The sequence below is a fragment of the Cryobacterium sp. CG_9.6 genome, from assembly GCF_029893365.1.
Taxonomy (GTDB): domain Bacteria; phylum Actinomycetota; class Actinomycetes; order Actinomycetales; family Microbacteriaceae; genus Cryobacterium.
Map to the genome: position 1 here is coordinate 2,761,106 of NZ_JARXUZ010000001.1, position 21,274 is coordinate 2,782,379.

Annotated in this window: 16 protein-coding genes; 6 read left to right on the forward strand and 10 right to left on the reverse strand. The window is 63.5% G+C overall.

The features are described from left to right. The first annotated feature begins 4 nt into the window (after nucleotides 1–4). Nucleotides 5–580 carry a flavin reductase family protein gene (locus H4V99_RS12630; RefSeq protein ID WP_280678812.1) on the forward strand — a complete coding sequence of 192 codons (576 nt, stop codon included), beginning with the start codon at nucleotides 5–7 and terminating at the stop codon, nucleotides 578–580. Nucleotides 581–621: 41 nt separating this feature from the next. Here H4V99_RS12630 and H4V99_RS12635 read toward each other — a convergent pair whose 3' ends face one another. The 5 genes from H4V99_RS12635 to H4V99_RS12655 form a co-directional block, all read right to left on the reverse strand. Next, a complete protein-coding gene (locus tag H4V99_RS12635) occupies nucleotides 622–1,584 on the reverse strand; it encodes an alpha-L-glutamate ligase (protein WP_280678814.1) in 963 nt (320 codons plus the stop codon). A 70-nt stretch (nucleotides 1,585–1,654) separates the two neighbouring features. Next, nucleotides 1,655–3,229: an AbgT family transporter gene (locus tag H4V99_RS12640; RefSeq protein WP_280678816.1), complete on the reverse strand. Its 1,575-nt coding sequence runs from the start codon at nucleotides 3,227–3,229 to the stop codon at nucleotides 1,655–1,657. A gap of 48 nt (nucleotides 3,230–3,277) precedes the next feature. After that, nucleotides 3,278–4,606: a M20 family metallopeptidase gene (locus H4V99_RS12645; protein ID WP_280678818.1), complete on the reverse strand. Its 1,329-nt coding sequence runs from the start codon at nucleotides 4,604–4,606 to the stop codon at nucleotides 3,278–3,280. A 66-nt stretch (nucleotides 4,607–4,672) separates the two neighbouring features. Beyond that, nucleotides 4,673–5,605, reverse strand: coding sequence for an EamA family transporter (locus tag H4V99_RS12650; protein WP_280678821.1), 933 nt, complete (start codon nucleotides 5,603–5,605; stop codon nucleotides 4,673–4,675). A gap of 93 nt (nucleotides 5,606–5,698) precedes the next feature. Continuing rightward, nucleotides 5,699–7,315 (reverse strand): isocitrate lyase, encoded by a 1,617-nt coding sequence (locus H4V99_RS12655; RefSeq protein ID WP_280678823.1) that lies wholly within the window; start codon nucleotides 7,313–7,315, stop codon nucleotides 5,699–5,701. 337 nt (nucleotides 7,316–7,652) lie between these two features. Between H4V99_RS12655 and H4V99_RS12660 the strand changes: the two genes are divergently transcribed. Both H4V99_RS12660 and H4V99_RS12665 read left to right on the forward strand, forming a co-directional pair. After that, nucleotides 7,653–9,380 (forward strand): AarF/UbiB family protein, encoded by a 1,728-nt coding sequence (locus tag H4V99_RS12660; protein WP_280678825.1) that lies wholly within the window; start codon nucleotides 7,653–7,655, stop codon nucleotides 9,378–9,380. Nucleotides 9,381–9,644: 264 nt separating this feature from the next. Continuing rightward, the gene (locus H4V99_RS12665; RefSeq protein WP_280678827.1) at nucleotides 9,645–9,830 is read left to right on the forward strand and encodes a hypothetical protein; all 186 of its coding nucleotides are present in this window, start codon (nucleotides 9,645–9,647) and stop codon (nucleotides 9,828–9,830) included. A 73-nt stretch (nucleotides 9,831–9,903) separates the two neighbouring features. Here the strand turns inward: H4V99_RS12665 and H4V99_RS12670 are convergent, their stop codons facing one another. Next, nucleotides 9,904–11,832, reverse strand: a complete 1,929-nt coding sequence (locus H4V99_RS12670) for an adenylyl cyclase (RefSeq protein WP_280678829.1) — start codon at nucleotides 11,830–11,832, stop codon at nucleotides 9,904–9,906. 235 nt (nucleotides 11,833–12,067) lie between these two features. On the opposite strand from H4V99_RS12670, the gene H4V99_RS12675 reads away from it, so the two are divergent. Together H4V99_RS12675 and H4V99_RS12680 are read left to right on the forward strand one after the other, a co-directional pair. Then, on the forward strand, nucleotides 12,068–12,886 hold the full coding sequence (locus tag H4V99_RS12675) for an SDR family NAD(P)-dependent oxidoreductase (protein ID WP_280678831.1): 819 nt from the start codon (nucleotides 12,068–12,070) through the stop codon (nucleotides 12,884–12,886). Nucleotides 12,887–12,956: 70 nt separating this feature from the next. Continuing rightward, the gene (locus tag H4V99_RS12680; protein WP_280678833.1) at nucleotides 12,957–13,499 is read left to right on the forward strand and encodes a cysteine hydrolase family protein; all 543 of its coding nucleotides are present in this window, start codon (nucleotides 12,957–12,959) and stop codon (nucleotides 13,497–13,499) included. Nucleotides 13,500–13,521: 22 nt separating this feature from the next. Here the strand turns inward: H4V99_RS12680 and H4V99_RS12685 are convergent, their stop codons facing one another. Continuing rightward, the gene (locus H4V99_RS12685; RefSeq protein ID WP_280678835.1) at nucleotides 13,522–15,087 is read right to left on the reverse strand and encodes an aldehyde dehydrogenase family protein; all 1,566 of its coding nucleotides are present in this window, start codon (nucleotides 15,085–15,087) and stop codon (nucleotides 13,522–13,524) included. A gap of 256 nt (nucleotides 15,088–15,343) precedes the next feature. Further along, the gene (locus tag H4V99_RS12690) at nucleotides 15,344–17,737 is read right to left on the reverse strand and encodes an arylsulfatase (RefSeq protein ID WP_280678837.1); all 2,394 of its coding nucleotides are present in this window, start codon (nucleotides 17,735–17,737) and stop codon (nucleotides 15,344–15,346) included. 277 nt (nucleotides 17,738–18,014) lie between these two features. Here H4V99_RS12690 and H4V99_RS12695 point away from each other — a divergent pair, with 277 nt between their 5' ends. Continuing rightward, complete coding sequence (locus H4V99_RS12695; protein ID WP_280678840.1) at nucleotides 18,015–18,914, forward strand: formylglycine-generating enzyme family protein; 900 nt, start codon at nucleotides 18,015–18,017, stop codon at nucleotides 18,912–18,914. Between the two features lie 47 nt (nucleotides 18,915–18,961). Here H4V99_RS12695 and H4V99_RS12700 read toward each other — a convergent pair whose 3' ends face one another. Together H4V99_RS12700 and H4V99_RS12705 are read right to left on the reverse strand one after the other, a co-directional pair. After that, entirely contained in the window at nucleotides 18,962–19,999 is a 1,038-nt protein-coding gene (locus H4V99_RS12700; RefSeq protein WP_280678842.1) for a nitronate monooxygenase, read from the reverse strand. Nucleotides 20,000–20,156: 157 nt separating this feature from the next. Beyond that, nucleotides 20,157–21,128, reverse strand: a complete 972-nt coding sequence (locus H4V99_RS12705; protein ID WP_280678844.1) for a HipA domain-containing protein — start codon at nucleotides 21,126–21,128, stop codon at nucleotides 20,157–20,159. Nucleotides 21,129–21,274 lie beyond the last annotated feature (146 nt).

Below are 21,274 nucleotides of genomic sequence, written 5' to 3' on the forward strand. Positions count from 1 at the left end.
ACCGATGAGCACTCACAACAACGCGCGACGGATCGAAACTGGAGACCTGGGCGAGATGCCCACCCCCCAGCCGTTCGGCGGGCTCAGCCCCGAAGATTTCAAACTGGCGTTTCGCAATCACCCGGCCGGTGTCGCCGTGATCACCGCGGATGCGGGCGACGGCCCAGTGGGGCTCACCGCAACCTCGGTGTTTTCGGTCAGTGCGGAGCCGCCGCTGCTGGTGTTCTCGCTCTCCGACCAATCGTCCAGCGCACCCACCATCGGGCGGGCCGACACCGTGGTGGTGCACCTCCTCGGTGCCGACCAGCTGTCCATCGCCCAGCTCTGCGCCACGAGCGGCATCGACCGCTTCGCGGACACGGAAATCTGGGACCGCCTCGCCTCGGGAGAACCCTATTTTCCCTCGGCCCACGCGTGGATTCGTGGGCGGGTGATCAATCAGATGGCGGCCGGAAGCTCCACCGTGATTGCCGTGCACGCCCTGGAATCGCACGTGTCCAACGACGGCGCTGGTTCCGACGCACTGGTGTACCACAACCGCACGTGGCACCAGTTGAGTGAGTCGTCCGCCATCGCCTAGAATCGACTGCACTCCCCCCGGAGTGACTGCTCCGCGCACGGCTACGCGGCGAGACCCTTGAGGTACCGCGCGAGAGCCTGCGGTGCGGAGCGAGGCGCTTCCGCTTCGACCACCGCGTTGTAGTTGGTGTTCGTGTTCACGTCGTAGGTGAGCACGCGGCCGTCCTCCGCCTCGATGAACTCGATGCCGAACACTTCGAGCCCGGCCCGGCGACCGAACTCCAGATACTTCTCGATGATGGAATGATCGAAGTCGTCGCGCACGCTGAACAGCTGTTGCCCGGCCACGGGGGCAATCGTGGCTCCGTGCGGCATGATCAGTTCGCGGGTGATCGGGTCGATGGCACAGGCATCCGCGGGGCACAGCTGAAAACCGCCGCGCGCGGTATCGGCCTTCACCGCGTAGATGAATTCACCGCCCACAATTTCGGCCCGCGTGATGAAGGGCTCTGCCGCCCGGATGTATTCCTGCACGAGCGTGATGCCGTCTTGCGACTGTTCAAAGTCGGGGCCGTTCACGTACTCGGCGAGCTCCTCATGGCTGTCGATCTTACGCACCCCGAGGCCCTTGCCGCCCTGGTTGTGCTTGATGATGAACGGTGCCGTGAAGCCGCGAGCCGCGTCGAGAATCTGTGACCGACCCACGGCGGCAACGGTGCGCGGAGTATCGATTCCGGAGGCCTTCAGCGCCACGAGCTGCTCAACCTTGCTCATTTCGAGTTCAAGCACCCGGCGACCGTTCACGGTGCGACGACCGTGCGCTTCCAGCCAGGCCAGAACCGCGCGGGCGTAGTCCTTCGACATTCCGTGATCGCGAGTGTGAGCGGATGCGCTGATGCGCGACCAGAAAATACCTTCCGGCGGTACCGAATCCAGGTCGAGGACCCCGTCGGTGAGCAGCCACTCCTTTACATGCATTCCTTCGGCTTCAAAGGCGCGAGCAAAGGGCGGGAACCATTCCGGGTTTTCGTGCAGGGCATAGATCGTGGGCTGGCTGGAACTCATGGCAGATCCTTTCGAAAACGGGGGTGCCTCAGACACAAGGCGGGTGAGCGGGGCAGTATTCCGGGGCGCTTTACTGCGGGATCATGATGCCGTTGCCCGGACCCATCGGCAGGTCGAAGAAGAAGAACACGCTGAGTACGGCCACCCAGCCCACCCAGAACGTCACCGCGAAAGGCAGCATGCGCGCAATGATGGTGCCGAGGCCGGCCTGCGGCTCATATTTGCGCAGCATGGTGAGCAGCACGATCAGGTACGGATTCAGGGGGGTGAGTACCTGGGTGGCCGAGTCTCCCACCCGAAATGCGCCCTGAATGAAGGCGGGTTCGTACCCGAGCAGCACGAACAGCGGCACGAACACGGCGGCCATCAGCGTCCACATTGCCGATCCCGAGATGATGAACAGATTCAGAATGGATGCCAGCAGCACGAACGCGAGAATGGCCGGGAACCCGGTGAGGCCAATGGCCTGGAGCCCGCCGGCACCGGCAACGGCAATCCAGCTGCCAATCCCCGAGTAGTTGAACAGGGCCACGAACTGACCGAGGATGAAAGCCAGCACGAGGAAGCCGCTCATGTCTTTGATGGCCTGCCCCATCACGCGTGGAACGTCACTTCCCGTGGAGATGGTTCCGGTGATTTTGCCGTACACGAGACCGGGCACAACGAAGAGCGCGAACACGATGAAGACGATGGAGCTCAGTAGCGGCGACCGCGGCAAGAACCCGCCGTCCTCGTTGCGCCAGGGGGAATCGGGCAGCACCGCTGCAACCACGATGAGCGCCGTCACGAACAGCCCCACAATGAACGACCAGCGCAGCCCGCGGTTTTCCGTGGCGGTGAGCGTGGAGCTCAGGGTCACCGGGGTCGTCAAATCGTCGTCGACCAGCTCGGTGCGCGAGACGCTCTGGCGTCCAAGCCGGGGCTCCAGCACCTTGTCAATGATGAAGCCGGCAATCGCGATGAGCACCACCGACGAGACCACATTGAAGAAGTAGTTGGAGATGGGCGTCACGACCGAACCGGCGTTGGGCAGGTTGACGGTGACGGCCGTGGTGATACCGGCGAAAAGAGCATCAAGGCTCGTGACGAGCATTGAGGTGGAGTACCCGGCTCCCACCGCGGCGAAACCTCCGAGCAGCCCCGCAACCGGATGCCGTCCCGCGGCCTTGAACACCAGCGCCGCCAGCGGGGGAATCACGACAAAAGCCGCATCGGACATGATGGAGCCGAGCACGCCGACAAATGCCACGGCGTAGGGCAACGACCAGCGGGGTGCGGAGCCAAATGCCTTGCGAATGAGGGCGGAGAGCAGGCCCGACTTCTCGGCCACACCGACCGCGAGCAGGATGGGCAGCACGGTCGCCAGTGGCGGGAAACCGAGATAGTTGGCGCCAATGTTCTGCGTGAACCAGGTGAGTCCCTCTGCAGTGAAGAAGCCCTGGATGACGGTGACCTCGTCGCTGCCGGGCACCTGCACCGAGACGTTACCCCAGGCCATCAGGGTGGAGGCCACGGCCGTGATGCCGAACAGAATGAGAAAAAGCATGAAGGGGTCGGGCAGTTTGTTGCCCACCCGTTCGATGCCGGTGAGCACGCGATCGATGATGACGGTTCGACGGCCGGTGAGAGGCGGTGCGGTGGTCATAAATCCCCCAGGAAGCGGTGCGGAAGGTGTGGATGCGGAGCGGAAGCGTCAGTCAAAGAAGTGCGGCACGTCGATCGCCCCGCCCTGGGCGGCAAACTCCGCGGCCACGCTCGCCCGTAGGGCCGGGTCACAGAGAAAATCAAGGGCGGTGAGAGCCAGGCCACTGGCGCCGTCGAGCGCGCCGAGCTCGGCGGCATCCGTTTGGGCGGCATGGGCGAACTCGCGCGTGTGCAGCGCCACGTGCGGCGCAGCGATTTTGATGAGGGGATGAATACCCGGAATGCGAAAACTCACATTGCCGAAGTCGGTGGAGGCGGCAATGGTTTCGGAGACCACGCCGAGCGGCAGCGGGTGGCGGCCGCGGCGCTGCTGCGCGGTGACCCAGCGCCCGGTGAGCACCTCGTTTGTGCGCACGGGAAGGGAGGGAGCGTGTTCGTCCCAGTCAATCTGCACCGTCGTTCCGGTCATCAGGGCGGCGCCCTCGGCGATTCCCTCGAGGCGATCGCTCAGATCCTTCAGCGTGTCGGCGAACTTGGAGCGAGCGTACAGTTTGAGCACAGTCCGTTCGGGGATGATGCTCGGCCGTGTTCCCCCCTCGGAGATGATGGCGTGCACGCGGTCAACGGGGGGAAGCTGCTGGCGCAACAGACCGATCGCCTGATAGGCCAGCGTGGCAGCGTCGAGGGCATTGCGGCCCATGAAGGGCTGCGCGGACGCGTGGGCCGCCACACCGGTATAGGTGACGGTGAGCACGCGGCGGCCGAGCCACACCTGGTCGGCGAGGTCGTAACCGTAGGGGTGCACCATGATGGCGGCGTCGAGGCCGTCGAAGGCACCCTGCCGAGCCATCACCTCCTTGCCGGAGAACCCTTCCTCCGCCGGCGTTCCCAGAAAGACAACCCGCCCGGGGAAAGCCTCGGGGTCCTCCATAAGCGTCGCGGCCAGAGCGAGGAACGCCCCTACCCCGGTGGCGGCAATAACATTGTGCCCACAGCCGTGACCCACGTCCGGCAGGGCATCGTACTCACTCAAAATCGCGATTGCCGGTCCGTCCCCCGACCCGATTTCAGCGCGGATGCCGGTGGCCACGCCATGAACACCCAGCTGGGCGTCGATCCCGTGTCGGGTCAGTACCTCCACGAGGTAGGCGGCGCTGCGATGCTCGGCGAAGGCAGTTTCGGGGTCGGCGTGCAGGGTGTGCACAATGCCGTTGAGCTCCCCGGCGAGCGCGTCAACATGAGCGTCCACGGTGGCCACGAGCTGTTCCGGCGCTCCCGCGAATGGCGACGGCACCGCCACGAAGGCGCTCATGCGCCGGGTGGTCTCCTCCTGAAGCTTCTGCAGATAAATAGGATTCGGCTCGGTCGAAGAGGTCATCTCTCTACCCTAGACACGTGGTACACCCCACGTGGGCGCGGAAATCTATTCGTAACAGTCGGGTCGTCAGGTCATGGCCGGTCGGCCGACACGCGGAACGCGGGCGGTCAGAATGACAAGGCCCGCCACCAGGAGCAGCACTCCGGCAGCCGTGGAGAGGGTGAACACCTCCTGCAGCACCAGCACGCCCAGCAGAGTGGCCGTGACGGGTTCCAGAAGTGTGAGCGTAGCCACCTGGGCGGCGGGGAGCGCGCGGAGGCCCCGGCCAAAGAGCGTGTAGGCCAGAGCCGTGGTGACCACGGCGAGCCACGCTACTGTGACCAGGCCGGCGGGCCGAGACATCCACTCGAGATTGGTGCTGAGCAGCACGGGAAGCGAGAGGGCGGCGGCCACCCCGAAGGTGGTTCCCATGGCAAGCGCCGGCGACCAGCCACGGTCAAGGAGTAGCTTCGTGGTGACCGTGTACACGGCGTAGCAACCGGCGGCGCCAAGCGAGGCGGCGAGTCCCGGCAGGGTGAGCGTCATTGCTCCCCCGGTGCCGAGCCCCGACAGAACCGCAATGCCGAGCGCAGCCACGGACGTGGCGATGGCCCAGCGGATGCCGGGAGCGCGTCCGCGCACCGCCCACTCGAGCAGGCCGGTGAGCACCGGCGCACAGCCCAGCGCCACCAGAGTACCCACGGCCACACCGTTCTGCGCCGTGCCGGTGAAGAACGTGGGCTGATACCCGGCCACACCGCACGCTCCCAGAAGAACGAGAACACCGGCGCTCATGCTGCTCCGCCCTGCCGGCCACCGCACCCGTTGCACTCCTGGCCTGCGCCGTGCCCGTTCCGCGAATGCGGCGACCAGGGCGAGTAACACGCCGCCGCCCACGATGCGGGCCGCGCCGAGGGAGGTTGCCGACGCCTCGCTGCCGCCCAGCGCCTGGGCCGTGCCCGTGGTGCCAAAACACACCGCGGCGATCACGATCAGCACAATGGAACCCCGCGTGGTCATGCCTCATTCTTCCACGGTGCGCAAACGGGAGGCACACAGAAGCCCCCGCCATGAGGCGGGGGCTTCTGTGTGCCTCGAGCGGCTGCAGCCGTTTTAGTGGGTGGTGAGCACCGGCTCGTCGAACTGGTTGCTGGTGTTGTTCACGCCGCCGGCCTTGAGGGCGGCGTCGCCGGCGAAGTACTCCTTGTGGTTATCGCCCAGGTCGGAGCCCGACATGTTCTGGTGCTTGACCGTGGCGATTCCCTCGCGGATCTCGCGGCGCTGCACGCCCTTCACATAGGCGAGCATGCCCTGACCGGCGAAGTAGCCCTTGGCCAGATCATCGGTAGAGAGGGCTGCCGTGTGGTACGTAGGCAGGGTGATGAGGTGGTGGAAGATACCGGCTTCGGCCGAGCTGTCGCGCTGGAACGTACGAATCTTTTCGTCGGCGTTTTGAGCCAGCTCGGTCTCGTCGTAGTCCACGCTCATGAGCTTGGCGCGGTCGTACGACGACACGTCCTTGCCCTCGGCGAGCAGCGCGTCGTAGGCCTGCTGACGGAAGTTGAGGGTCCAGTTGAACGATGGGCTGTTGTTGTAAACAAGCTTGGCGTTCGGGATCTCCTTGCGCACTTCGTTCATCATCGCGGCGATCTGGCCGATGTGCGGCTTTTCGGTTTCAATCCAGAGCAGGTCGGCGCCATTGCGCAGCGAGGTGATGCTGTCGAGCACGCAGCGTGCCTCACCGGTTCCGGCACGGAACTGGAACAGATTGCTGGCCAGACGCTTCGGTCGCAGCAGCTTGCCGTCGCGCTTGATGACAACATCGCCGTTGCCCAGGTCAGCTTCGGTGATCTCGTCCACGTCGAGGAAGGAGTTGTACTGGTCACCGAGGTCACCAGGTGCCGTTGTCACGGCGAGCTTCTGGGTGAGGCCGGCCCCGAGCGAGTCGGTGCGGGAGACGATGATGCCGTTCTCGATGCCGAGCTCCAGGAACGCGTATCGCACGGCGTTGATCTTGGCAATGAAGTCCTCGTGCGGAACCGTGACCTTGCCGTCCTGGTGGCCACACTGCTTCTCGTCCGACACCTGATTCTCAATCTGGATGGCGCAGGCACCCGCCTCAATCATCTTCTTGGCGAGGAGGTACGTGGCCTCGGGGTTTCCGAATCCAGCATCGATGTCGGCGATGATCGGCACCACGTGGGTCTCGAAGTTGTTGATCTGCGTCTGAAGCGCCGCGATCGTGGCGTCGTCGCCCACGATCCGGGCGTTGTCGAGGCCGGTGAAGAGCAGGTCGAGTTCGCGGGCATCCGCTTGCCGAAGGAAGGTGTACAGCTCTTCGACCAGCGCGGGGACTGCCGTTTTCTCGTGCATGGACTGGTCGGGGAGCGGACCGAACTCGCTGCGAAGCGCGGCTACCATCCAGCCGGACAGGTAGAGGTAGCGCTTGTTCGTGGTCTTGAGGTGCTTCTTGATGGAGATCATTTTCTGCTGGCCGATGAAGCCGTGCCACACCCCGAGTGACTGCGTGTAAATAGAGGAGTCTCCGTCGTACTCGAGCATGTCCTTGCGCATGATATCGGCGGTGTACTGGGCGATCTCGAGGCCGGTCTTGAAGCGATTCTGCGCACGCATGCGGGCCACCGACTCGGGGTTGATCGCATCCCAGCTGCTGCCAACCTGCTTCTTCAGCGCTTGAACGGACGTGATGTCGTCTTCGTAGAGAGTCATTGTCATTCCTTCGACGGGAGAGTTGTGGAGCCTGGACGAAAAATGTGGCGACCCGGTATCGGCTGCTGGTTACAGACTCCTCCCTGCGAGCGGGGTTGCGATCAGACTTCTTCACAGAACTTTGCCGTTTCTTCTGCGATTGAGAAGAAAACCACGGTCCGGCTTCGGACAGAGCCGAAAAGAGTGCCTGATTTACCCTCGAACGGGGCACTGGGGGCCTCACCAGGAACACACGACCGGTGTGGTCGTCCCGCCCGCCCATCCCGGTTCACGCCCAGACAATCGTGGTTTCATGGAACAATATGCGCCCGTTACGCCGGGCAGGAAAAGAGCTGTTATGGCGAATGAGACACTCGGTATCTCCGTCCCTCGACTGTCGTCGTTTACCAATCAGGGCTCCGCGGACCGCACCGTGTCCGTGCTGGGTCGAGGTCGACGATTCGCCCAACTCATGGGGATCGCCAAAAAAAATGGCCTCTTTCCCCTGCGCAAACTCGACTTTGGCTCGGCGCCGAGCGGGGCAGCCACGCGCCTGGTGCAGGCCGAGGGACTGCGCCGTGCACTGGAGGAGGCCGGCGGAGCCTTCGTGAAAATCGGCCAACTCATGTCCACCCGAACGGATGTGCTCCCCGAGGAGTTCGTGTCGGCTCTCTCCCAACTGCAACATTCCGTCGAACCGGCACCGTGGGACGATGTTGAACCGCTCCTCGTGACGGAGTTCGGAGCCCCACTGGAGAGTCTGTTCTCCTCGTTTGACCGCGAACCCGTGGCCGCGGCATCCATTGGCCAGGTTCACCGTGCCACATTGAAATCGGGCCAAGTGGTGGCCGTGAAGGTGCAGCGACCCGGAATTGTTCCCGAGGTGAAGCGCGACGTGGACATCGCCCTGCGCATGGTGAATGTGCTCAGCCTGTCGTCGCCTCAGGCGCGGGCGCTGGGCATCAGACCCGCCGCCGCCCAGTACGGCGCCGATCTCATTCGCCAACTCGACTTTCGCCTCGAGGCCCGCAACCTGCTGGCGCTTCGGGCGCTGCAGGCTCGTGGCCCCCACGCCGAAGAGATTCGCCTGCCGGAACTCATCGAATCGCTGTCAACCGATCGCGTCATTCTGATGGAGTTTCTAGAGGGTGACACCTTTGCTGCCCTGAACGAGAGAGCGGATGCGGCGCCAGCCGCCCTGACCGCGGCGATGCGGGTGATCCTGAGCGCTTTTGTGCGGCAGATCGTTTTTGACGGGGTGTATCACGCAGACCTGCACCCCGGAAACATCATGCTGCTCGCCAACGGCCAGCCGGCTCTCGTGGACTTCGGGTCGGTGGGCCGACTGGACCTCCAGCTGCGCGAATCGGTTCAGGAACTGCTCATCGCCTTTCTGCAATCCGACACCCAGCTGATTGCGGATGGTCTCCTCCAGCTGGCACCGCTCACCGCGGGCTCCGATGAGCGCGGATTTCGCCGGGACCTGAGTGCCTTCATCACGCTTGAGCTCGGACCGGGAGCGCGGATTGATGTGACCACCGTCGACTCGATGGTCGCGATCCTGGTGCAGTATTCGATGGCCATCCCCACGGAATTCATCGCGGCCGCGCGCGCCCTCGTCATTCTCGAGGGAACCCTGCGTTCCACGTTGCCCGACTTTGATCTGTTGGAAGAAGCGCGCGGGCTGGCCGCGGGCCAGATTCGCGACCAAATGGCCCCCGCCAACCTGCGGGAAGTGGGAACCACCGAGCTGCTTGCTCTGCTGCCAAGCATCCGCCGATTGCCGCGTCGCTTCGATCAAATCGGGCTCGCGCTGGAAACAGGCAAGCTCGGTGTCAATGTTCGGCTCCTCGCCCATCCGGACGACCGCCGGTTGCTGGCCGGCTTCATCCGGCAGATCGGGGTCGGCGTGGTGGGTCTCGTGAGCGGAATCCTGGCACTCGGGTATCTGACCGCGCCACTGCAGGCATCCGCTTCGGTGGGCTTGATCAGTACGGCGAGCGCCGGGGTCGCTCTCGGGTCGACTTCGATCGTGCTGCTCGCGGCGGCGCTGGTGGATGCGCTCGTGTCGCGCCACCGCGACTGACCCCGCCGCTGCCACCCGGTGTCGGCCGGCGCCGTGCGGGAATGTACCCCAAATGGGTGAGAAGTGAGCAAATATCAGGTAGTCTCGAAAATCAGCTGAACAGCCGCTCCGGTTCAGAGGTGGTCCCCAGGCTTGAGCGGAGTGACCAGCTGCCCGTTGAAAGCAGCCCGTCAGACACTGAACCAGCACCTGAACGTTCACCCCGTTGCTCGCCGGCACACCGGCGGGGGCAACACAGCCGGGAGAGCGAGAAAATGCGCACTCATGACCGACGATGATCTTCTCCGTGAAGCCGATTACACGAGCTACCACGACTCCTGCCGCGACCCGCACATCACCCCGTCCGAAGACCTCGTGGAGTGTCGGCGGCAAACCGGCCACACCGACACCCACGCCACGCGGTCCGGCCTGCTCGCCATCCGCTGGACAGCACACGACGGCGATCGCTGACCCCACGGCCAAATCGCCCGCGCCAGTGGCGCGGGCGATTCTGTTGATCTGCTGCAATGTGAGACCGCTTCGGTTACCCCACGGCTGGCAGCGCCGGATAATCCGAGACGGTCACCGGAGTGCTGGTGTTGCCGATATTCGATGAGCCTCCCACACCGTTGACGACGTTGGAGATGCCGCCCGCACCCCGGTTGGGATCGAGGAAGATCGTGGTCATATTGTGGAGGCTCCCGGGGGCCAGGGTCTCCGGCACCTCGAACGCATTTGCCGCGAAGATGTCGACGCCCTGGTTGAAGAAGCTGTAACTGCCAAGCGCGGATGCCGTGAACGTGGTGACAGAGTCTGCAACCTTCAACGCGGACCAGCCAAGAACGTCTGGCGCCTGCATCCACGATTCCTGGCTCGGCGGGTCATAGGCCAACTCGTTCTGGAAGAAGACAATCTCGCCGCCGTTGCCTTTCCAGATCACGTTGTGCTCCTGGTAATGCTCCACGAAGAGTCCGGTAGCGGTCACATTGTCGCCGTTGACGATCACGCCGTTCTTGGCGGTATTGATGGTCCAGCCCACCGTGCCGGCAATGCCGTGGTCTGCGCGCCAGGCCCAGATGTCATCGAGGATGACGTGGTCACTATTGACCTGCAAACTGACGTCGGCCTTACCAACATTCGGTCCGCCGATCCGGAAGAACACATCCTGCAGGGCGGTCGGGTTGGCCGCACTGGTGGTCGACTTCTTCTCCTTCGACGTCTTGCTGCTGCCGATCTGCAGCAGCACCGGGGAATTCTTTGTACCCGCATCAAACGTTATTCCGGCGATGTCCACACCCGGGACATCCGGGACCGTCATGACGACTGCACCCTTCATCGCGGTCAGTGTGGCAATACCCATACCCAGCACAACGGTGTCGGCCGTTTTTACCTCGATCGTCTTGTCGATGGGATACACACCCGGTGTGAAGAGCAGGTTCTGACCTTTTCTCAGCTGCTTGTTGATGGTCTGAACCGAATCGGTGGGCTGTGCCACGTAGAACTGGGACAGCGGAATACTGCGGCCCGGCGTGGGCCCGTTCTCCCACGTTGTCCCGGTGGTGTTGATGCCGGCAGCCGGAACGAACACGTTATAGGTGCCATCAGCATCGATATAGAGGTAGGGCTTTTCTTTGCTCGCCGGGGTCTGGTCGAGCGTCGTGTACGGACCACACACGTCGGTGACGGCCGGAAAACACTCCGCCGGCGCGCCGGTGACGCCGGAGAACACCTGGTTCCACACCCCGTTCGACCAGCCACCGATACTGCTGTTGCGCACGATGTACTGCTGCTGGGACCCGTTAATGACAAAGCCGGTCTTCGAATCGGCAATGAAACCGCCACTGGCATACTGCGGACCGTCGCTGCAGTAGTCCATCAGCGAGAGGTTGCCGCCGGTGATGTTCACCCGGCGCATCGGCGATGCCTGCGATGCGGCCCAGAAGTTTGCTGACGACCGGCACCCCTCACCGCCCATGACGTTGATGGTGAGGTTCGACATCGAGCGCCAGAAGTTATCCAACGCGATGCATCCGGATTCGGGACGGCACCGGTTATAGACATCCACATGGCCGTTGATGGTGACATCGGTGGGGTTTTGACCTAGGCCCGCCACCTCGGTGTAGTACCCGACCTGGATCAACAGCGGTTGCTCAGCGCTGCCGTAACTTCCGGGCTTGAAGAGCAGCGCGTACCGATTCGTGCCCATTTCGTCATTGATCTGCTGATCTTTGATCGCATCGACTTCGGCCTGAATCTGGCTGGTGGACATGCTCGGGTCGAAGATTCGTACGTTGGGCCCAAAATCCGGTTGACCGGCGCTCGGTTGACCGGCGCTCGGTGCATTGGCCGGAACCGCCAGGGCGGGCGATGCGCTGGTGAACGCGAGTGCTGCGACCAGTGCGCTGGCCGCCACCAGGGCAAACAACCGGCGTCGTTCAGGAGGAGCGGAAGACGTGACATGTGTCAGCGACATTGCTGGCCTGCTTTCTGAAGAAGGATTCCGCGCGTGAGAGCGCTCTCAGCATGAGAGTAGTGCCCTCGACCCGCCACGTCAACCGCTTGCAGAACGAACGGGGAGGTGCGGCCGGTCGTGCGAAAACTCTGTCGCTGAAACGTCTCGATCGGGTCTCCTCACACTGGCGTCGTGCAGAATAGGACAGCGAAGCCGTGGGCTTAGGCCAGAACCGAGCAGCGCAGGAAGACTGACTATGACGAAGACCATCATCATTACCGGTGCCAGCGACGGTATTGGCGCCGCAGCCGCCCGGCAGCTCTCGGCCAACGGCCATCGCGTCGTGGTTGTGGGTCGCTCCGCAGCCAAAACGGCTGCGGTTGCAACGGAGATCGGGGCGGAATACTTTGTTGCCGACTTCGCCGAGCTGTCTCAGGTTCGACGACTCGCGGATCAACTTCTGGCGGCCTATCCGTCAATTGATGTGCTCGCAGACAACGCCGGCGGCATCATGGGCGAACGCACCCTCACCGTCGACGGCTACGAAAAGACGTTCCAGGTCAACCACCTGGCGACGTTTCTGCTTACGACCCTGCTGCTGCCCAGTCTTGAGGCGGGCGGAGCCACCGTTATTCAGACGTCCAGCAGGGCTGCGCGTTTGTATGGAAAGTTTGACATCCACGATCTCCAGAACGCGCACGGTTACGCACCGCAGACAGCCTACGGAAATGCCAAGCTCGCGAACATTCTTTTCACGAAAGAACTGCAGCGCCGGTACTCCGGGCGGGGAATCGCGGCGGTCGCATTCCATCCCGGCGTGGTGGGCACCAACTTTGCCAGCGACACGACCCACATTATGCGCCGGCTGTACCACGGCCCGCTGAAGCGGCTGCTCACCCTCACCCCAACAGCCGGAGCCGACCAGCTGGTGTGGCTGGCTGAGGGCACCCCGGGAGTCACCTTCGAACCCGGAGGTTACTACGAGTCCCGAAAGCTGGCCACACGGGTAAATGCAGCGCAGAACGACGCGCGCCTTGCCGAACAGCTGTGGGACGAATCGGCCGCACTGGTGTGACCGGTCGCCTCAGCCAGCACCGCTCGTGGCAGGCAGCCCACTTTTCAGCTGCACTTGTCATACTGACCACATGACTCGTGCACTCATCATCATTGATATTCAGCGTGACTATTTTGCCGGCGGTGCGTTACCGCTGGTCGAACCGGATGCCGCGGCCACAGCTGCGCATGCTGTTCTTGAATCATTCCGCGCCTCTGGCGAACCGGTGGTGCATATCTTTCACGTGGCCACGGACCCGGCAGCTACGTTCTTCCTGCCCGGAACTCCCGGTATCGAAATCCACCCTCTCGTCACACCCCTCGACGGTGAGATCGTCCTGGAGAAGCACCAACCCAACAGTTTCATCGGTACCGACCTCGCGAACGTGCTGGCCAACACCGGTGCCGACGAACTGGTCGTCGTCGGCATGATGAGCAGCATGTGCGTGGATTCAACCGTCCGCGCCGCCGCCGAACACGGTTTCACTGTGACCGTCGTGCACGATGCGTGCGCCGCGCCGGATCTGACCTTCGGGCACACGGTCATTCCGGGCGCCACGGTGCATGCGTCCTTCATGGCCGCCCTGCACGGCAGCTTTGCCACCGTCGTCCCGAGCGCCGCACTGGTGAGCTGACCTCCTCAGGCGCCGCACCCGGTCATCGTCGGGCCGGCAGGTGTGAGTAGTCGGGAAAGTTGCCGAAGAGGCGTTCCTCTGATCCGGTGAGCCCCTGAGTGACGGCGCGCACGAGCAGATCGCCGCCTACAAATGCTCCCTTCCACGAGGCGCCAAGCCCCCCAAAAACCTCCTCCCGGTCGCCTCGACTCCGTGTCTTATTGATGCCCACCTTGAATGCCCGCAACTCTTCGGACATCCGGGCGGCGAGGTCGAGGTCGTCGGTGGCAATGGATGCCACGAGGTTACCGTTGCTGACATTCATCGCCGCCAAAAGTTCGGCCTCGGTGTCGACCAACACGATCGAGTCCAACGGCCCAAACGGTTCCGCGTGGTGCAGAGACCAGGACCGTGAGGGGTCCAGCACCGTTGCCGGGGCAATGTAGGCGCTTCGGTCCTGCCCGTCAAGGAATGTTCCCGCGGTGAGGTCACCGCGGTACAGGGGCGCGGCGCCCTTATCCAGGGCCTCCTCGAACTGCTCATACAGCGCCACGGCCTTCGTAGCGTGAATAACGGGACCAAAGTCGAGTTCGGGCAGCGGATCATCGTCTGCGGCCACCGCCAACGGGTGCCCGAACCGAAGTCCGCGCACAACCGGCAGATAGCAGTCGAGAAACTGCGGGAGCAGGCGGCGCTGCACAACATAGCGCGGGTAGGCGGTGCATCGTTGCTTGGCGTACTCAAACCCTTTCTGCAGCTGTGGCGCCAGCTGATCCCACTGGGAGAAGTCCCAGATACCCCACGCATTCAGCCCTTCCTGCTCCAGAATGTGCCGCCGACCCGTGTCGGCCAGACTGACCGCGGCCTTGCGACCGTTCGAGCGTCCTCCGACGAAGGCGAGGGCACCGATCTCGGGTGACTGAATCAAGATCTCGCCCAGATGCGACCCCACTCCAGAGATGAGGGTGACGGGTACTCCCGCGCGGCGCATGAGTGCATGCGCGAGCGTGAGCGCATGGAAGCCGCCCTGCGAGGGTGTCTTGGCGATCACGGCATTACCTGCAAGCGCTTGCACGAGCTCGGCGTGCACCTGCACGCTCAGGGGGTAGTTCCAGGACGCAATGTTCGACACCGGGCCGGACAGCGCCGTTCTCTCGTCGGGCGTGCCCGCAAGAAGCTGACGACTGATGTTCTCGAGATACCAGCGCACTCCGTCAACGCACCGGTCCACGTCGGCCAGCGCGATCCGCCACGGCTTGCCGATCTCCCACACCAGCATCAGGGCGAGCAGCTCTCGCTCCATTTCAATGAGGTCAACAGCGGCCCGCACGCGCTCAATTCGCTCGGCCAGAGGAACAATGAACCAGCGAATATGCTCTTCGGCTGCCAGGCGCACCGCGTCCATCGCTACGGAATGGTCGACGCGCGGCGGTCCGGCGATGACGGTCCCATCGATCGGCGACTGGTGGATGCCCTGATCGCCGAGATTCACCCACTCACCACCGATGAGGTTACGCAGTCCAGTGGCTTGGAACGCCTCGGGCGCGACGGCTTGGCTGCGGGCGGAGACCTCGGCCCAGGTGGTGCCCGGTTTGATTCGGAGTGACATCTTTGTCCAATGTGGGGAGGGGACGGCACCGAGGCCGGCCCAACGGAAAAGCATCTAACACACAACATCCACGGAGGCGGAACAGATGATTTCTCAGACTGTGACCCACTGAGGTGTTGGGATCTGGATGGTTTCGATGCTACTACTGGCATGCACCTGAGACAGCGTTGCGGGTGTTCTGGGGGCGAACACAGAGATAACCCCCGGTCGCCCTCATTCCGAGGGCGACCGGAGGGTACAGGAATGCTACTCCTCGCTAGTTTGTGTCGATCGTTTGGCTCTTGGGTCGGGCATCAGCTCGAGCGCGCTGTGGCACGGTATATGCGACACCCACGGTGTCGATCTGTCCGTCGAAGGCAAAGGGCATCCGGTCAACGTATGCTCTCGAGACTGCTCCACCGTAGGCGCGCCCAATGTCGAGGCAGTCATTACCTGAGAACAGCAGTGGAGCGCTCACCGGAACCTGACCGGATCCGACCTCCACGCCATCGACCCGCAGGGTCACGTGCAGCGGACCGCCGGGTCGCCGCTCCACGTAATCGGTCTCGATCTCGACGGTGTGGACGCCAGCCTCAACGGGGGAAGCCGATGAGATCTTCGTCCGCTGGATCAGGAACAGGTTGTACTCGTAGACAAGCACCCCCTCCATGAAAAAGCAGGTGAGGCCCCCGCCGGCGCCGCCGAGCTTGTAGAGCACGCCGTTCGCTCGCTCGGGGGCGTCGAGTTGGATCTTCACCGTATTGGGCCGGTTACCGAGAGCTGGCGCGCAGAACTCGGGCACTCGCACAGTATCTCCGGTCATCTCCCACTCTGTGTACGGAGGGAGGATACGGTCTTCCGGGTGCATCACCGGAACCCAGAGCCCCGCACCAATGGGCAGAACATCGTTGCGCGCCGCTTCGATCGCGAAGATCTCCTTCATGGCGGCTAGCTTCGCTGGGTTGTCAGCAGCGAGGTCGTGCGCCTGGCTCCAGTCTCGGTCGAGATCGTAAAGCTCCCAGCGGTCATTATCGGGCGTCCACTTCTTGATGCCCGGCGGTAGCCCTTGCAGCCAGGGGAGGCGTGGTCCCGCCGTGGAGGCCATCCAGCCATCACAATAAATGCTACGGCTGGCCATGATCTCGAAATACTGCGTGCGGCGGCGGCCTGCGGCGGCAGGCTTGTCGATCGAATACGCCAGACTGATCCCGTCAATCGGGTCCTGCGGGATGCCGTTAACCGTGTCGGGATGAGAGATTCCGAGGATGTCATAAATGGTTGGCACAATGTCGATCACGTGATGGAACTGAGTTCGTGGAACTGGATCAGGCTCAATGCGTTTGGGCCAGCTCACGACCATCGGGTTACGGGTGCCGCCGAGGTGAGAAGCCATCAGCTTCATTCCTTGGTAGGGCGACGAACCCGCCCAGGCCCACGCGGCATGATACTGATTGTCGGTTGCCGGTGTGCCCAACGCGTCCAGCCCACCCAATTCGTCGAGCGCGTTGAGGTGCTGTTCAATTGTGGAGGGGATACCGTTCTGCGCGAGGAGCTCGCTGATTGTGCCGTTTTGCCCCTCACCAGAAGATCCGTTATCTCCCCAGATATACATGACGATCGTGTTGTCCTTGTAGCCGAGACGTTCCACCTCGTCGAGTAGCCGACCCGCCTGCACATCGGCGTGCTCACCGAATCCCGCCGCAATCTCCATCAACCGAGCCTGAAACGGCTTCTGGTCGTCGGGAATGTCATCCCACGCCGCCAGCGAGTCCGGTCGCGGAGTCAACTCGGCATCCTGCGGAACCCAGCCTGCCGACTTCGCCCCTTCGAGCGCCTTCACGCGATAAGCGTCCCACCCGTCGTCGAAAGCGCCCGCGTATTTGTCCGCCCACTCCTTCATGATGTGGTGCGGTCCGTGCAGACACCCCGTCGCCCAGTACATGAAGAACGGCTTGTCGGGGCTGATCGCCTTATGGTCACGCAGCCATCCGACGGCGTCGTCGGCGATGTCCGCACTGAGGTGGTAACCCTCCTCGGGTGACTTGGGCGGCAGCACTGACGTGGTGTTGCGCACGAGGTTGGGCTCGTACTGGGAGGCCTCACCCGCCAGGAAACCGTAGAAGTACTCAAACCCGCAGCCGGTGGGCCACCGATCGAACGGGCCCGCTTTCGTCGTCTCCTCGGCGGGAGTGTTGTGCCACTTACCCCACGCGCCCGTTGAGTACCCGTAGTTGCGAAGCACCTCCGCTATCGTGGCGCTGCTTTTGGGGATGTGGCCGGAGTATCCGTCCCAGTCGTTCGCGAGTTCAGCGATTTGGCCCGCACCCACCCGATGGTGATTGCGACCAGTCAGCAAGGACGCTCGAGTGGGAGAGCACATCGCTGTGGTGTGGAAACGGTTATACCCGATTCCCTCCGCGCGCACGCGGTCGAGTGTCGTTGTCGTGATCGCACCACCGAATGTAGACGGGAGGGCCGGCCCGGCGTCGTCGATGAGAATAATCAGCACGTTTGGTGCATCCTGTGGCAGGTGGTGCTCGGGTGGCAACGGCGAATACGTCGAATCGGCCAATGTTCGGCCGGCGGTGCTTCCCGACGGCTTCGGCGGGAACGGCAACGTTCGTGTTGGCGGCAACGGGCTGCCGATGACGGTGCGGGGTGCAGCGTTCATGTGGGTCTCCTTCGTTTTCCCCATCTCGCCTCACAAGGTTGGCCTGCGCGACCCCTGACTCGACGAAGCCCGGCATCCGGTGGATACCGTGCAATGCGTAACCCCGAACCATGCAAGAAGTCCGTGGCTCGCGTCGTTCACCAGCTGGTGCGACATTAGCCCGAGTGCAGAGGCGCGACAAGGACCTGCAGAATCGCAAAACCGACTGCCAGAACAAGTACAGAGCTGGCCATACTGATTCGGTGACGGGCTATTTTTCTTGGAAGGGACTGCCGACATGCAACGCATCGCCAGCGGAGATTTTCTGATGGGCAGTAATAAGTACTACCCAGACGAGCGCCCTGTTCATTCCCGTCATGTTGCCGCGTTTGAAATCGATGTCGCACCGGTCACCAACCTCGAGTTCGCAGCATTCGTGAATACGACCGGGTACGTGACCATCGCTGAACGCCTCCTCGATCCTGCTGACTACCCGCACGCCGACATCGCAGATCTCGTCCCCGGCGCCCTCGTCTTTCGACCAACGAACGGCCCCGTGGATTTACGTGATTGGCGGCAATGGTGGGACTGGGTCCCCGACGCCTGCTGGAAGGCACCCGCCGGACCGGGCTCGAGCGTCAACGATCGGCCGCAGCATCCTGTTGTTCAGATCGCGTTCGAGGATGCGACCAACTACGCAGCGTGGGTCGGCAAGCGTCTGCCGACCGAGGCCGAATGGGAGTTCGCGGCACGAGGCGGACTCGACGGTGCGCGGTTTGCCTGGGGTGATCACCCAGACACCGACACGCTCCGCGGCAATCACTGGCAGGGCGATTTCCCGTATCGCAACACGGGTGCTTCAGGCTGGTTCGGCACGTCGCCAGTCGGCACTTTTGCCCCGAATCCCTTCGGACTCGTGGACATGATCGGCAACGTGTGGGAGTGGACAAGCGACTATTACTCGTTCCAACACGTTCCGCCGAGCACCACGAGTCCGGTCGACGCGGGCGGCCGACACAGCCTCCTGGCCAGCGCTGAATCGGGATCATCGATTCCCCGCCGGGTACTGAAAGGCGGCTCGCACCTGTGTGCGCCCGAATACTGTTTGCGTTACCGCCCCGCTGCTCGGTCTCCCCAGGCCGAGGACACGGCGACGACCCACATCGGCTTCCGCTGCGCCCGAAGCGTGACCGCGTGACCGGTGCGTACTTCCACGCGCTCGGCGTGTGCGCTAGAGCATCAGGGTCACGTGGCGACTCGGACGCACGCGTCCTGCCAGAGGCGGGTGAACACATCTGCTGCCGGCTCGGCGGTAGCGTCGCGGTAACCGGTACCGGCCCAGAGAGCGAGGCCGTCGGCGTCACCGCGACGGCCGGCATCCGCTCGCAGAGCAGCCGTGAGCTGGTGCGCCTGGGGGTACGCCCACGGCGCGCCCGCGTCGTGCTCGGTGATGAACGCGTTGAGTAGCCCGCGGGCGGCACGGCCGGAGAACGCCCGGGTAATCACGGTCTGGGTAAACCTCGGGTCGGCGAGCGCATTCTTATGGGCCTGCGGCGCACCGGACTCATCGGTACGCAAAAATGCCGTGCCGAGCTGCACGGCGGTCGCTCCGCCGTCGAGCAGCGCCGAGATCTGCGATCCCGAACGGATGCCCCCGGCCGCAACCACGGGTAGCCCCACGCTGCTAAGAACCGCAGCCAGGAGCTCCGGCAGCGGAATGTTCTGCGGACGGTCCGCCGTGTGAAACGTGCCGCGGTGTCCGCCGGCGTCGGGTCCCTGCACACAGAGCGCGTCGACGCCGCGGCTCTCGGCCTGCCGGGCCTCCTCCACCGAGGTGACCGTGGCGACCACACTGGTGCCCACCTGGTGCAGCCGGGCGACAACATCCACTGAGGGCAAGCCGAACGTGAACGACACCACGGCCACCCGCAGGGCGACCAGCAGGTCAATCTTCTCCGCAAACCAGTCGTCATCACTCCGGCTGGGCGGCAGTGTCACGCCGCGGGCCAACGCCTGGGGTTCGAGCGCACGGCGGTACCGCTCCACGCCAGCCAAGTCGCTGGCCGGAGCCTGCGGCAGGAACACGTTGACACCAAACGGATGCGTGGTGGTGCCGCGTACCGCTGATATTTGGCGTTCGAGCACCTCCGGCGTCTTGTAACCCGCAGCGAGAAAGCCGAGGCCGCCCTGTTCGCCCACCGCGACAACAAGATGCGGGGTGGATGCGCCCCCAGCCATCGGCGCCGCTATCACGGGAATTCGCAGGCCTGCCAGGGTGAACATGTTTGCTCCTCAGAGTGCACGCACGTGCGTGGATACTCCCATGCTGGCAGCCCGCGGGCCCCAACGGGGCGTCACGGCACAATTGGTGCCGGTTCCCTCCGCGTCAGCGCGTGGGGCAGTACTGAAGCCGGGGCCCTGCCGTCCTGGCGGAGCACACCTAATTCGTGCTGGTGGGGCGCCCGTCAAGCAGGTTTCTGGTGAACATAGCAATGTCGTCCTGAAGCCCGGCGTAGGCGTTCTCGACGAGGCTCTCCGACCGGACAAACATGTCCACCGCCTCGAGCGCTGAGGTGATGATCGCGCGAGGTGCGCGCACTTTCCATGACAGGCCTTCCTCGATGAGGTCGTCGATGGTGATTGCGGCGTGCGCATACTTCCGGTTAATGGCCAACGCCATTTTTCCATCGCTATCGAGGTGAGTTTGTGGCACAACATCGTAGGCCGGTGTAATTCTTGTGCTCCCGTCATGCAGATGGAGCATGCTGATGTTCTTGCCGTGCATGTCGAGGTTGCCCACAGCCTGCGAGACGGTGAGGAGTCTGAGGAGTTGGTCGACTGAGGTCCGGTCGCCGTTGCGCCCCAGGACCTCTGCTACTCGCTTGAGTGAGACTTTCCCGCCGAACTCCTGGTATTTCTCGTTCTTCGATGCGCCCAGGGCTTGGTTCATGTCTTCCTGGTGGATGCGTCCCTGCGGCGCGTCCGGCGACCTGTCGTACCGCTCGATGACGAGGCCGCGAGCCCCGCCGAAGTCTTCGATCCATGCCTCCAATGTGGTGAGGCCAGCAGCTCTGGCCACACGAAAGCCGTACTCCTCGTCAAACGTGATGGTCGGGTAGCGGACGGACGGCGGCTTGATAATGTGGGTGGACGGATAGCCCTCGAGAACCTGAAACCAGTTATTCTCCTTGTGCGCTAGAACGATCTTGTCCTGCACTCCGGCCAGCGAGGTCCGGCCGGACTTCGGCCGGTTTCCGAGAGGGGCGGCCTGAGTGTTGCCGAGCATTCGGCCGACCTCGGCCGCGTCGACCGGGGCCAAGTCAGGCTTGCGTGGCTCGCCCGGCGCCTCCGGGTCATAGATCTGAACGGCACCAGCGACGTCTCGGCCAAACTGGGCGAGCAGCGGGATCACGTCATCGGTGGAGACTCTGATCTCGGCGGCGAGATTGTCGAGAGCGGCGCCCTCGGGAAGCAGCTCGGCGAAGAAGTTGCGGCGCGCGCGGCCCTGCTGCGGTTGGCCATGAGGTCGAATGGAACCGACTCGGAGAGAATCGTGCT

What these genes read in the sequence shown, in the direction of transcription:
- H4V99_RS12675 (WP_280678831.1), top strand. Translation starts at nt 12,068, where the DNA reads ATGACGAAGACCATCATCATTACCGGTGCCAGCGACGGTATTGGCGCC.
- H4V99_RS12660 (WP_280678825.1), top strand. Translation starts at nt 7,653, where the DNA reads ATGGCGAATGAGACACTCGGTATCTCCGTCCCTCGACTGTCGTCGTTT.
- H4V99_RS12650 (WP_280678821.1), bottom strand. Translation starts at nt 5,605, where the DNA reads ATGACCACGCGGGGTTCCATTGTGCTGATCGTGATCGCCGCGGTGTGT.
- H4V99_RS12680 (WP_280678833.1), top strand. Translation starts at nt 12,957, where the DNA reads ATGACTCGTGCACTCATCATCATTGATATTCAGCGTGACTATTTTGCC.
- H4V99_RS12670 (WP_280678829.1), bottom strand. Translation starts at nt 11,832, where the DNA reads ATGTCGCTGACACATGTCACGTCTTCCGCTCCTCCTGAACGACGCCGG.
- H4V99_RS12640 (WP_280678816.1), bottom strand. Translation starts at nt 3,229, where the DNA reads ATGACCACCGCACCGCCTCTCACCGGCCGTCGAACCGTCATCATCGAT.
- H4V99_RS12655 (WP_280678823.1), bottom strand. Translation starts at nt 7,315, where the DNA reads ATGACTCTCTACGAAGACGACATCACGTCCGTTCAAGCGCTGAAGAAG.
- H4V99_RS12695 (WP_280678840.1), top strand. Translation starts at nt 18,015, where the DNA reads ATGCAACGCATCGCCAGCGGAGATTTTCTGATGGGCAGTAATAAGTAC.
- H4V99_RS12690 (WP_280678837.1), bottom strand. Translation starts at nt 17,737, where the DNA reads ATGAACGCTGCACCCCGCACCGTCATCGGCAGCCCGTTGCCGCCAACA.
- H4V99_RS12630 (WP_280678812.1), top strand. Translation starts at nt 5, where the DNA reads ATGAGCACTCACAACAACGCGCGACGGATCGAAACTGGAGACCTGGGC.
- H4V99_RS12645 (WP_280678818.1), bottom strand. Translation starts at nt 4,606, where the DNA reads ATGACCTCTTCGACCGAGCCGAATCCTATTTATCTGCAGAAGCTTCAG.
- H4V99_RS12685 (WP_280678835.1), bottom strand. Translation starts at nt 15,087, where the DNA reads ATGTCACTCCGAATCAAACCGGGCACCACCTGGGCCGAGGTCTCCGCC.
- H4V99_RS12635 (WP_280678814.1), bottom strand. Translation starts at nt 1,584, where the DNA reads ATGAGTTCCAGCCAGCCCACGATCTATGCCCTGCACGAAAACCCGGAA.
- H4V99_RS12700 (WP_280678842.1), bottom strand. Translation starts at nt 19,999, where the DNA reads ATGTTCACCCTGGCAGGCCTGCGAATTCCCGTGATAGCGGCGCCGATG.
- H4V99_RS12665 (WP_280678827.1), top strand. Translation starts at nt 9,645, where the DNA reads ATGACCGACGATGATCTTCTCCGTGAAGCCGATTACACGAGCTACCAC.